Origin of the sequence: Halomonas sp. YLB-10 (genome assembly GCF_003856855.1) — a bacterium.
Classification (GTDB): Bacteria; Pseudomonadota; Gammaproteobacteria; order Pseudomonadales; family Halomonadaceae; genus Halomonas; species Halomonas litopenaei.
Genome location: NZ_RRCU01000004.1, coordinates 16,156 through 28,340, shown reverse-complemented (window position 1 = coordinate 28,340; position 12,185 = coordinate 16,156). Strand labels below are relative to the sequence as shown.

At 64.8% G+C, this 12,185-nt stretch carries 11 protein-coding genes; 9 read left to right on the top strand and 2 right to left on the bottom strand.

The window, feature by feature from the left end:
• Positions 1-2 precede the first annotated feature (2 nt).
• The 6 genes from EBB56_RS10060 to EBB56_RS10035 all read left to right on the top strand — a co-directional run bounded on the left by EBB56_RS10060 (position 3) and on the right by EBB56_RS10035 (position 5,208).
• A complete protein-coding gene (locus EBB56_RS10060; RefSeq protein WP_124804280.1) occupies positions 3-569 on the top strand; it encodes a chromate transporter in 567 nt (188 codons plus the stop codon).
• On the top strand, positions 569-1,099 hold the full coding sequence (locus EBB56_RS10055) for a chromate transporter (protein WP_045993337.1): 531 nt from the start codon (positions 569-571) through the stop codon (positions 1,097-1,099). Before EBB56_RS10060 ends, EBB56_RS10055 begins: the two co-directional genes overlap by 1 nt.
• 127 nt (positions 1,100-1,226) lie before the next feature.
• Complete coding sequence (locus EBB56_RS10050) at positions 1,227-2,228, top strand: tripartite tricarboxylate transporter substrate binding protein (protein WP_124804278.1); 1,002 nt, start codon at positions 1,227-1,229, stop codon at positions 2,226-2,228.
• Positions 2,225-2,758 (top strand): tripartite tricarboxylate transporter TctB family protein, encoded by a 534-nt coding sequence (locus EBB56_RS10045; RefSeq protein ID WP_124804276.1) that lies wholly within the window; start codon positions 2,225-2,227, stop codon positions 2,756-2,758. The genes EBB56_RS10050 and EBB56_RS10045 overlap by 4 nt, the downstream gene beginning before the upstream one ends.
• Before the next feature lie 30 nt (positions 2,759-2,788).
• On the top strand, positions 2,789-4,288 hold the full coding sequence (locus EBB56_RS10040) for a tripartite tricarboxylate transporter permease (protein WP_260425328.1): 1,500 nt from the start codon (positions 2,789-2,791) through the stop codon (positions 4,286-4,288).
• A gap of 110 nt (positions 4,289-4,398) precedes the next feature.
• On the top strand, positions 4,399-5,208 hold the full coding sequence (locus tag EBB56_RS10035) for a transporter substrate-binding domain-containing protein (RefSeq protein WP_124804274.1): 810 nt from the start codon (positions 4,399-4,401) through the stop codon (positions 5,206-5,208).
• A 126-nt stretch (positions 5,209-5,334) separates the two neighbouring features.
• Here the strand turns inward: EBB56_RS10035 and EBB56_RS10030 are convergent, their stop codons facing one another.
• Complete coding sequence (locus EBB56_RS10030; protein ID WP_221621164.1) at positions 5,335-6,273, bottom strand: oxidoreductase; 939 nt, start codon at positions 6,271-6,273, stop codon at positions 5,335-5,337.
• Positions 6,274-6,680: 407 nt separating this feature from the next.
• Here EBB56_RS10030 and EBB56_RS10025 point away from each other — a divergent pair, with 407 nt between their 5' ends.
• Positions 6,681-7,628 carry an alpha/beta fold hydrolase gene (locus EBB56_RS10025; protein WP_185696413.1) on the top strand — a complete coding sequence of 316 codons (948 nt, stop codon included), beginning with the start codon at positions 6,681-6,683 and terminating at the stop codon, positions 7,626-7,628.
• Positions 7,629-7,907: 279 nt separating this feature from the next.
• Entirely contained in the window at positions 7,908-8,879 is a 972-nt protein-coding gene (gene cysK / locus EBB56_RS10020; protein WP_124804268.1) for a cysteine synthase A, read from the top strand.
• A 113-nt stretch (positions 8,880-8,992) separates the two neighbouring features.
• On the opposite strand, the gene EBB56_RS10015 is transcribed toward cysK, so the two are convergent.
• Positions 8,993-9,844, bottom strand: a complete 852-nt coding sequence (locus tag EBB56_RS10015) for an SDR family oxidoreductase (RefSeq protein ID WP_045993342.1) — start codon at positions 9,842-9,844, stop codon at positions 8,993-8,995.
• A 309-nt stretch (positions 9,845-10,153) separates the two neighbouring features.
• Between EBB56_RS10015 and EBB56_RS10010 the strand changes: the two genes are divergently transcribed.
• The gene (locus EBB56_RS10010; RefSeq protein ID WP_124804266.1) at positions 10,154-12,127 is read left to right on the top strand and encodes an acyl CoA:acetate/3-ketoacid CoA transferase; all 1,974 of its coding nucleotides are present in this window, start codon (positions 10,154-10,156) and stop codon (positions 12,125-12,127) included.
• Positions 12,128-12,185: the final 58 nt, after the last annotated feature.

The window sequence follows — 12,185 nt, the reverse complement described above, 5'->3', positions numbered from 1 at the left end:
CCATGAGCGCACAAGCTTCGCTATTTGCCGCCTTCTTTCGCATCGGCATCTTCGGCTTCGGCGGAGGTCCGTCGATGATTCCGCTGGTCCACCAGGAGGTGGTCAAGCGCCACGCCTGGATGGACGACGACGCCTTCGCCGATGTCCTGGCCATCGGCAATACCCTGCCGGGGCCCATCGCCACCAAGATGGCCGGCTACATCGGCTATCGGGTCGGCGGGGTGTTCGGCGCCATCAATGCGGTGGTGGCGGTGATCGTGCCGGTAATCTTCGCCATGATCGCGCTGCTCGGCCTTTACAGTCGCTACGGCGACCAACGCTGGGTGCAGGGCATGGGGCTGGGCGTGGTGCCGGTGGTGATGGTGATGATGGCCCAGCTGACCTTCGATTTCTTCCAGAAGTCCCGGGCCGGGCTCGGCGTGGTCGCCACCCTGATCATGGGAGTGGCCGCCGGAGGCCTGATCTATGGTCTTGGCGTAAACCCAGGGCTGATCATCGGCGCCATTCTGATCGCCGCTCTGCTCAGGCCCGAGAAGCCCCGCAACGCCCCTGAAGGAGGTCGCTCCTGATGATCTACTGGCAGCTGTTTCTGGCCTTTTTCATCCCCAATATCGTCGGCTACGGCGGTGGCCCCGCGATCATTCCGCTGATCGAGAACGAGGTGGTCGGCACCTACGGCTGGATGACCCATCAGGGCTTCGCCGAGACGCTGGCGCTGGGCAATGCCCTGCCGAGCCCCATCGCCACCAAGATGGCCGGCTATATCGGCTACGAAGTGGCCGGCGCCGGCGGCGCCATGGTGGCGGTGCTGGCCACCGTCGGTCCCTCGCTGCTGTTGATGCTGGCGGCCCTGGGCACCCTCTATCGCTACCGCGACTCGATCAAGGTCAAGTCCATGAGCCAGTGGGTCCGTCCTGTCGTCATGGTGCTGATGGCCTACCTGACCGTCAGCTTCCTCAAGGAGGGCATGGCGACCTCGGGCCTGGTGCACACCCTGATCATCGCCGCTGTGGCGGCACTGCTGCTGCTCAAGACCCGCGTACACCCGGCCCTGGTGGTGTGCTTCGGGCTCGGCTACGGCGCCCTGCTGCTGGGCTGAGAGACGACACGACACCACCGATCCATCCACAACAACCACGCGTGACCTTCGATCCACCCATAACAATCAACCCGACCACCCAATCCAACAATCACTGACAAAAGCCCTCAACGCACAGGACAATCCCATGACCCTGCACCGTACCCCGTCAAAGATCGCTCTTTCCCGCCGCTCTTGCACCCGGACCGCGCTGGCCCTGGTGGTCTCTGCCTCCGCCCTGGCCGCCGCCAGTATGGCCGTGGCCCAGGACGCCTACCCTGACAAGCCGGTGGAATTCATCGTGCCCTGGTCGCCGGGCGGCGGCAGCGACACCCTGATGCGCCTGGTCGCCAACCACGCCGAATCCCAGCTTGGTCAGCCGATCCCCGTGATCAACATGCCCGGGGTCAGCGGCACCACGGGCCTCAAGGAACTGTCCCGGCGTGACGCCGACGGCTACACCATCGGTCAGGTCCACGAAGGTCTGATGGTGGCCCACCACACCGGCCTGACTCCGCTCAACTACGATGACTTCGAACCGGTGGCCGGCGTCACCCAGTCGCCCCAGTACCTGACGGTTCCTGCCGGCGCGCCCTACACCACCTTCGAGGAGTTCGTCGAGTACGCCAAGGCCAATCCGGGTGAGGTCCGCTTCGGCGTGACCCTGGGCGGCGTGCCGCATATCCACGCCGCCATGATGGAAGAAGCCGAAGACCTGCAATTCCGCTACGTCGGCTTCGAGGGCACCGGCTCGCGCATCCGCGCCCTGGTCGGCGGCCACATCGACGCCGCCATCGGCGACATCTCCTCAAGCGGCGAGTTCGTCAAGAACGGTGACCTTCGATTCCTGGCGGTGGGCAGCGAGGAGCGCCAGCCCGAAGCGCCGGACGTACCGACCTTCACCGAGCTCGGCCATCCTGAGCTCAAGCTGAACATCATTCGCGGCATTCTGGCACCCAAGGGCACCCCGGAAGAACGCATCGACACCCTGGCCGAGGCCTTCGAGGCCATGAGCCAGGACGAGGCCTTCGCCCAGGCGGTGCACAACGCCGGCGCCAGTGTGGTGTTCGAAGGCCCCGAGGCGTTCGCCGAGTACCTCGAGACCAGCAACGCCACCATCGAGCGTCTGTCAGGGAAGCTTGCACGATGAGCCAGAGCACCACCGACCGCTCCCCTTCCGGGGAGCGGCACGCCCCGGGCCGGGGTGGTCCCCTGGCCCATGTGCTGTTGAACATCGCCCTGGCGGCGCTGTTCACCGCGCTCTTTGTCAGGGCCCAGGCGCTGCCATCGTCGATGTGGGAACCACTGGGTTCGGGCAGCTTCCCGCGGCTGGTGCTGGCGGCGCTGGTGGCATTGAACCTGGCCATCGCCTTCAAGGAGGCGCGTGCCTTCCTGCGCCAGAGCCCCGGTGAGCGCGGCCAGGTCGGTGCCTGGATCTGGCGTCACCGGCTGGCCTTCGCTGTGCTGGCGCTGTTTGCGGTGTACATCATCGCCCTGCCCTGGCTGGGTTTCAGCCTGGCCTCGCTGGCCTTCCTGCTGGCGGGTCAATGGCTTCTGGGCGCGCGCTCGCTCAAGGCCCTGGCCATCGCTGTGGTGGTCGCCCTGGTGTTCTCGCTCGGGGTCGACACCCTGTTCCGCGACGTCTTCGTCATCAGCCTGCCCCGCGGCCTGTTCGGCTGAGGCGGCAACGACTCCTCGAGGAAATTGCTCATGATGGATGCGCTGCTGTCCGGCATGGACCAACTGTTTACGCTCTCGACCATGTTCGCCATGCTGCTGGGTGTCATCGCCGGCGTCATCGCCTCGGCGATTCCTGGCTTCACCATCACCATGGCCATCGTGCTGACCCTGCCGCTGACCTTCACCATGGACCCGCTGCAGGGCGTGGCCACCATGCTGGCGGTCTATGTCGGCGGTTATACCGGCGGCCTGATCTCCGCCGCGCTGCTCGGCATCCCTGGCACGCCGTCGTCGGTGGCGACCACCTTCGACGCCTTCCCGATGGCGCGCAAGGGCGAGCCTGGCCGCGCCCTGGCGCTGGGTATCTGGGCTTCCTTCTTCGGCGCCCTGGTCAGCGTGGTGGTGTTGATCATCGCCGCCCCACCGCTGGCGCTGATCGCCGTCAAGCTGGGCGCCTGGGAGTACTTCTCGCTGATCATCTTCGCCATGACGGTGGTCGCAAGCCTGGTCGGCAAGTCCATGCTCAAAGGCCTGATGACCGGCCTGCTGGGACTGTTCATTGCCACCGTCGGCTCCGACCCGATGATGGGGGTGGCACGTTTCACCTTCGACTCGGACCTGCTCGCCAACGGCTTCCCCTTCCTGGTGGTGCTGATCGGTATCTTCGCCGTCAGCCAGCTGCTGTCCGAGGTGGAAGACGCCGAGGGCGTCAAGCACGGCAAGGCGCTGATGCCCGACGACGTCAACTTCAACCCCATGGCGGCGCTGAAGGAAACGCTCAGCTATCCGGTCAACCTGGTGCGCTCTTCCCTGGTCGGGGTGTTCATCGGTGCGGTGCCCGGCGCCGGCGGCAGCATCGCCAACCTGCTGGCCTATGACCAGGCCAAGCGCGCCTCGAAGACCCCGGAGGCCTTCGGCACCGGGACGCCGGAAGGGGTGATCGCCTCGGAGTCCGGCAACTCGGCCACCTCCGGTGGCGGCCTGATTCCGATGATCGCACTCGGTATCCCGGGTAGCGCGGTGGACGCGGTGTTGATGGCCTCGCTGATGGTCCACGGCATCGGCGTCGGTCCGCGCCTGATCATGGATCACGGTGATCTGGTCTACGGCATGTTCATGGCGATGCTGGTGGCCGCCTTGATGGTACTGGTGGTGTGTCTGTTCAGCATGCGCTGGTTTCTGCGCGTCACCGAGGTGCCCAAGTCGATCATCGTGCCGGTGGTCCTGGTGTGCTGCGTGATCGGTGCCTTCGCGCTGAACAACCGGGTCACCGACGTCTACCTGCTGCTCGGTGTCGGCGTCTTCGGCTACGTGCTCAGCAAGCTGGACTACCCGCTGGCACCGCTGGTACTGGGCGTGATTCTCGGCCCCATCGCCGAGACCAACCTGCGCCGCGCGCTGATGTCCGACGAGAACTGGATGTTGTTCTTCACCCGTCCTATCTCGCTGGGCCTGCTGTTGCTGGCGGCACTGTCGATCGTGCTGGCGGTACGCCACCACCGTCGCACCAAGCGCCTGCAGGCGGCCTGACGGCCTGGGTGCAACTCACCCGACAGACCGTCGAGGGGGCCCTGCTGGCCCCGTCGACGGTCACCATAACGATAACCCCTCCCCCTTCTTCCCTGACGACAAGGTTCCCCATGCGCTCTTTCTCCCAGCGTCTGCTGTCCCCCCTGGCCATCGCCTGCGCGACGATGCTGACGATGCCCGCCGCCTTCGCCGACGAGGCTCGCCAGGTGCGTATCGCCGTCGATGTGCCTTATCCACCGTTCGAATACCGCGACGCCAACGGCGAACTCGCGGGCTTCGAGATCGATCTGGGCAACGAGTTGTGCAAACGCGCCGAACTGGACTGCGAGTGGATCGTCCAGGGCTGGGACGGCATCATCCCCGGCCTGCTGGCACGCAAGTACGACGCCATCCTGTCGTCGATGCGCATCACCGAAGCGCGTGAACGCCAGGTTCGCTTCAGCGAGCCCTACGCCATGTCGCCCAAGGTCTGGGTGGCCCGTCGCGGCGAGGCCGTCGACCCGGAAGACCTGGCAAGCCTCGAGGGCATGACCGTCGGCGTCCAGCGCGGTACCACCCAGGACACCTACATCACCGGGCGCTATCGCGACACCCTCGATATCCGCCGCTACGCCACCGCCGACGAGGTCGCCCTCGACATGGAAAGCGGGCGTCTGGACCTGGCCTTCATCAACTACCCGGTGGCCATCGAGGCGCTGGATATCAAGGCCGAGGATGGCGACTTCACCCAGGTCGGCGAGCGTATCAATTCGCCGGAGTCGATCTTCGGGCGCGGCAACGCCATCGCCGTGCGTCCCCGCGATGAAGCCCTGGCCGAGACCTTCAACCAGGCTCTAAACGAGGTCTACGCCGACGGCACCTTCCAGCGACTGATGGAGCAGTACTTCGACTACGATCTGCGCCCCGCCAGCCGCCTGTAACCGGCATGGCAATCACAAGGGCCCGCCTGAGCATGGCGGGCCCTTGTCGTTTCCTTCGTGGTTTCCCTTGTAGCTTCCCTCGATGCTTCCCTTGATGCTTTCCACGTTGTTCTGACCGGCGTCGGCTCAGCTTTCCGCCTCACCCCGCTGTTCGCCGTCGCGTGGATTACCGCTTTCGTTGCTGTTTTCCGGGCCGCTGTCAGGGCCGGCCTCGTCTCCGTCGACACTAGCACCGCCGCCGTTGTCGTCACTCGCTTTGCGGGCATAGCGTGCCAGCAACCACCTGACGCCTCTCTCCCACGCCCAGGTGGGTAAAAGCCAGTGCAGGAAGATCAATATCCTGGCGTCCCGAGGCCGCGCGTAGCGTCGACGCGGGCGACTGGCGGTCAGGGCATGGACCACCGCCTCGGCGATCATCTCGGGGGTGCCGGCCCGGGAGTGATCGGCGAGGATCTCGGCCATGCCGCGCTTGATCCGCGCATAGGGCGCCTCGGGAAGGTTCTCGTACAAGGGCTTGCGGGCAATCGCCGCCCATTCGCTGCGAATCACCCCGGGCTGGATCAGGCTGACGGACAGGCCAAAGGGGCGCGTCTCGACCCTCAGGGCATCACTCAGCGCTTCCAACGCGTACTTGGTGGCGTGGTACCAGCCACCCACCGGAAACCAGATACGGCCGGCCATGGAGCCGATATTGACGATGCGACCGCGCCGTCGACGTCGCATGCCGGGCAAGACCTCCCGAGTCAACGCCATCAGCCCGAACACGTTGACCTCGAACTGACGCCTGGCCTCCTCGATCGGGACTTCCTCCAGCACGCCATAGCTGCCGTAGCCTGCGTTGTTGACCAACCCATCGAGCTCGACGCCGTCGCGCTCGATACGTGTCAGCACCGCGGCAATGCTGTCGGCGTCGGTGATATCCAGCGACAGCACCCGGGCGCCCTTGTCAGCCAGGTGGCTCATGCGCTCGACCCGCCGAGCGCCTGCGTAGACGATAAACCCCTGCTCGAGCAGCGCGGTGACGATCGCCTCGCCGATCCCTGACGACGCCCCTGTCACCAGCACGCACCTTTCAGTCCCTTGATGGTTCAACGGCCAAGCTCCCTATTTCATGGATTCGGTTACCACGCTAGCGCGTTTGAATTCGAAGATGGCACTCACCTTTCGAGGTAGGTGCTCGATCTTGTGCTCTTTTAGCCCCGACCATGGTGAAGAGGCACAGGCCTCGGAGAGAAGGCACAGACTCGAGCTTTCATCACGTTATGCTCAAACATGCTTGGACAATCCAGGGGGGCTTCTTATCGGGTAACGCTGATCTAGAGTATGAAGTGCCTTTGAAGCGACTGGCCTCGGCCCTCGGCCGGCCACCGTCTCCCATGTCAGCACCGCCGTTGACACTCGTGCCTGCACCACCGCCATCACGACCGTGTTCATCGGCGCCAGCGCTATCGATAACCATCCCAGGAGCCGCCATGCCCATCCGCACGATCAACGCCCTTGCCCTGTCGCTCGCCCTTGCCATCCCGCCGCTTGCCGTCACACCACTTGCGGCCTTTGCCGACGAGATGCCAGGCCGCCAGTTTGCTGATGTAGGAGACTTTCGCGTCGCCTATCGCGAGTGGGGTGAGCCTGGTGATCCGGCGGTCATGCTGATCCATGGCATTCCGCTCAACAGCGTGCTGTTCTCCCGGGTGGGCCCGCTGCTGGCGGAACAGGGCTATCACGTCTTCGCGCCCGGCCAACTCGGGCTCAGCTACACCGACGGCCCCATGGATGCCGACCACTCGCTCAAGGGCCAGGCCGAAATCATGACCGACTTCGCCAATCAGGTCATGCCCGGCCCCTACATCCTGTTCGGCCACGACCTGGGAGGCGGCATCGCCCAGATCATGGTGACCGATCCCGAGCTCAAGGAGCAGAACCAGGTCCGCAAGATCGTGATCGGCAACTCCGCCGTGCTCGACATGTGGCCGGTCCCTGAGGCCAACGCCGCCATCGCCAAGGCCAAGTCCGCCGAGGCCAGCCAGATCTTCAGTGCCGACAACGTCCGCGAGATCGTCAAGAACTTCGCCTCGGCAGGTCTCATGCAGCCGGAGGAGACCCTGACCGACGAGATCCTCGAGGACCTCTACGGCAACTATGCCGAGAACGAGTCGACCCGCAACCATTTCATCGAGTACCTCAAGGCCATGGATAACCGCCTCACCCTTGAGGCCTCACCTCAGATGGTGATGTGGAACAAGCCTGCGATGCTGCTGTGGGGCGTGCATGACCCCTTCCAGCCGCCCTACGTCTCCGGCGTGGCGCTGGCCCGCATCATGCCCCACGCCACCTGGGAATATCTGGACGCCAGCCACTTCTATCCGCTGGAGCGCCCACAGGAGGTGGTCGACGCCTTCGTTGCGTGGGACCAGCAGTAGGAGGTTCCGCCCTTGTCAGCGCTGCTCGCCGGAAGACCCGACCTTGGGTCCTGAACGGCGACGGCGTTCACCATGCCGATCACGCGCCCGCTTGATGCGGGCGCGTGCTGTTTCGCCAGCCGCTTTAATTCCCCTGGCGGTAAGCGAGCCCTCGCTCTCTCGTGGCGGGCGCCAACCTGAGGCATAGTGGACGCTCGATAGATTTCTTTCGCATCCATCATCTGCCCCTGGTCGACTCGCCTGTACTGGCTACCCGGGGCCCTGCAACGGAGGTCAGACATGGCTCGCATCCACGACGACAATGCCCAGGCAATCGGCAACACCCCGCTGGTGCGGCTGAACCGGGTCAATGAAGGCGCCACGATCTGGGCCAAGATCGAGGGGCGCAATCCGGCCTACAGCGTCAAGTGCCGGATCGGTGCGGCGATGATCTGGGATGCCGAGGAACGCGGCGTGCTCAAGCCGGGCATGACCATCATCGAGCCCACCAGCGGCAATACCGGCATCGCCCTGGCCTTCGTTGCCGCCGCCAAGGGCTACCCGCTGACCCTGACCATGCCGGCCTCCATGAGCCTGGAGCGGCGCAAGGTACTGAAGGCCCTGGGCGCCGAACTGGTGCTGACCGAACCGGCCAAGGGCATGCCCGGCGCCATCGCCAAGGCCGAAGAGATGGCCAAGTCCGATCCGTCGACCTACTTCCTGCCCCAGCAGTTCTCCAACCCGGCCAACCCGCGCATTCACGAGACCACCACCGGCCCCGAGATCTGGAACGATACCGACGGCGAGGTCGATGTCTTCGTAGCCGGCGTCGGCACCGGGGGCACCCTGACCGGGGTCTCGCGCTACATCAAGAAGACCCTGGGCAAGGCGATCACCACCGTGGCGGTGGAGCCCACCGACTCCCCCATCCTGACCCAGGCCAGGGAAGGCAAGGAACTCAAGCCCGCTCCCCACAAGATCCAGGGCATCGGTGCCGGCTTCGTGCCGGACAATCTGGACATGGATCTGGTCGATCGCGTCGAGACGGTCACCAACGAGGACGCCATGGCCATGGCCCATCGACTGATGCGTGAGGAAGGCATCCTCTGCGGCATTTCCTGCGGGGCAGCGGTCGAAGCTGCGGTGCGTGTCAGCAAGCTGCCCGAGTTCGCCGGCAAGAATATCGTGGTGGTACTGCCAGACAGCGCTGAGCGCTATTTGAGCTCGGCGCTGTTCGCTGACCTGTTCACCGAGCAGGAACTCAACCAGTAACGTCGCCCAGACGGTCAACAGGCGAGCCGGCCCGTGCCGGCTCGCCTGTCATTTCGATCCCGCCTTTCATCGCTGCCGCTGGAGAGGCGATTCGCGCAGCCTCCCGCGGCATCTCAGGTATTGAGCACCACGCCGCCATTGAGGTGCAGCGTCTGGCCACTCATGTAGGACGACTCTTCGCTGGCCAGATAGACATAGGCGGGCCCCATCTCGCTGGGCTGGCCTGCCCGATTCATCGGCACCTGACCACCGAACTCGGCGACCTTTTGTTCGTCGAAGCTCGCCGGGATCAACGGCGTCCATACCGGCCCCGGCGCCACTGCGTTGACGCGAATCTCGCGATCCATCAGGGTCGCCGCCAGCGAACGTACCAGTGCCTGCACCGCCCCCTTGGTCGCGGTGTAGTCGAGCAGGGTGTCATTGCCCTTGAAGGCATTGATCGAGGAGGTAGCGATGATGGTATCGCCGGCGTCGAGGTGGGGCACCGCCGCCTTGGACAGATAGAAGTGGCTGTAGACATTGGTGCGGAAGGTCCGCTCCAGCTGCGCATCATCCACCTCGGTAATATCGGACCAGTCATACTGTTCGGCGGCGTTGTTGACCAGGATATTGAGCCGTCCAAAGCGCTCGATGGTGCTGGCCACGGCCTGACGACAGAAGTCGGCATCGCCGACGTCCCCCTTGAGCACCAGGCACTCACCGCCTTCCTTCTCGACCATCTGGCGGGTGGTCTCGGCATCCTGGTCTTCTTCCAGATGCACGATGGCGCAGTGCGCGCCCTCACGGGCATAGTGCACCGCCACGGAGCGACCGATACCGCTGTCGCCGCCGCTGATCAGCGCCACCTTGCCGTCCAGCTTGCCGCTGCCACGGTAGCTGTCACGGATCACCTCGGGCTCGGGCTGCATGGCCGACTCGCTGCCGGGCTGACGATGCTGTTGCTGAGGGGGTTGCTGTGTAGACATGGATCCACTCCTTCGGCTCATCGACATGGCGAACGTCATGACCCCCGCCACCACGGGCATCCCTGGGGGCCGGCGGTACGCAACAGACGTCTGCGGCAGAAGCCCTTCTCTGCACGTGACGTGAAGGTTGTGTACCACTTTTGTATAGAGTGGGACAGTCAGCGACTGACTTCAAGGGCCAAGCAACGACTCTCTCCTTTGCACCGTCAAGCATCTCGACCTCTCGCCGCCTTCATGTCGCTCACACTGGTCCATAGGCTCTGCGTGCCGACGTGCCCCCCTATCCCCATGGCTTGAAAAGGAACACCCATGCCCCATCGCACTCCTCCCAGCGTCAGTCGCCAACGCAACAAGGTGGTCAGTGCCGAGGAGTCGGTACAGCTGATCCGTGACGGCGACAGCCTTGCCACCGGCGGCTTCGTCGGGGTGGCCTTTCCCGAGGCACTGGCGGTAGCGCTGGAGCAACGCTTCGTGGAGTCCGGCCATCCTCGTGACCTGACGCTGATCTACGCCGCCGGCCAGGGCGACGGCAAGGGCCGTGGCGTCGATCACTTCGGTCACCCGGGACTGCTCAAGCGCGTCATCGGAGGCCACTGGGGGCTGGTACCCCGCTTGCAGAAGCTGGCCATCGACAACCAGATCGAGGCCTACAACCTGCCACAGGGCGTGATCTCCCATCTATTTCGCGACACCGCCGCCGGCAAGCCGGGCACCCTGACCAAGGTGGGGCTCGATACCTTTGTCGACCCACGCCAGGGGGGCGGCAAGATCAACGAGCGCACCACCGAGGATCGCGTGCGGCTGATGCCCATCGATGGCGAGGAGTACCTGTTCTACCAGGCTCAGCCGATTCAGGTCGCGCTATTGCGCGGGACCACCGCCGACGCCGACGGCAATGTGACGATGGAGCGTGAGGCGCTGTTTCTGGAGATGCAGGCCATTGCCATGGCGGTGCACAACTCCGGAGGCATCGTCATCGTCCAGGTCGAGAGTCTGGCCGAACGAGGCACCCTCAAGGCCAAGGACGTGAAGATCCCCGGCGTGCTGGTCGACGCCGTGGTGCTGGCACAGCCCGAGCATCACTGGCAGACCTTCGCCACCCAGTTCAGTCGCGCCTTCGCCGGCGAAGTGAAGGTGCCGATGAATGACATCGCCAGCCTCTCGCTGACCGAGCGCAAGGTCATCGCCCGCCGCGCCGCCTTCGAGCTTCGGCCCAACAGCATCGTCAATCTGGGCATCGGCATGCCTGAGGGCATCGCCAACGTGGCCAATGAGGAAGGGCTGCTGGAGTACCTGACGCTGACCGCCGAGCCCGGCGTCATCGGCGGGCTGCCGGCGGGCGGGCTCGACTTCGGCGCCGCCATCAATACCCAGGCGATCATCGACCAGCCAAGCCAGTTCGACTTCTACGATGGCGGCGGCCTGGACATCGCCTTTCTCGGTCTCGCCCAGGTCGACCAGGAGGGCAGCGTCAACGTCAGCCGCTTCGGCCCCAGGCTTGCCGGCGCCGGCGGCTTTATCAACATCAGCCAGAACGCCAAACGGCTGGTGTTCGTCGGCACTTTCACCGCCGGTGCCCAGCTGTCCATCGACTCTGGAAGACTAAAGATCGACGCCGACGGCAGTCAGCGCAAGTTTGTCGAGCGCGTCGAGCACCGCACCTTCAGCGGCCCCCTGGCGGCGAAGCGCGGCCAGCCGGTGCTCTACGTCACCGAGCGCTGCGTGTTCGAACTGCGTGCGCAAGGGCTGACGCTGATCGAGATCGCCCCGGGGGTGGAACTGGAGCGCGACATCCTGGCGCTGATGGACTTTCGGCCGCACATCGACGCGCCCCTTGCCACCATGGATCCCCGCCTGTTCGACAGCGCCTCCATGGACCTGCTCGAGACCCTGCTGGAGCGCCCGATCGCCGAGCGCTTGAGCGTCGATCTCGACACTTACCAGTTCTTCATCAATTTCGAGGGACTGGCGGTCAACGACGATGACACCATCGCCACCATCGAGAGGGAGGTAGAACGCCTGCTTGAGCCCCTGGGCAGTCCCGTCTATGCCATCGTCAACTACGACAACTTCACCATCGCGCCGCACCTGGTCGAGCGCTACACCGAAATGATCTGCGGATTGTCCGAGCGCTTCTACGAGCGCGTCACTCGCTACACCACCAGTGCCTTCCTGCGCCTCAAGCTCGGCGACGCGCTGGAGCGCCGTGCCGATGCACCGCACATCTACGAAAACCGCAAGGACGCCCTGAGCCACCTGCTCGACGAGCAGCAAGACAGCTGACCATTCTGCGGCTCAACTGCCTGTACATCTGCTCGCGAAGAGGCGCCACGACTACCCC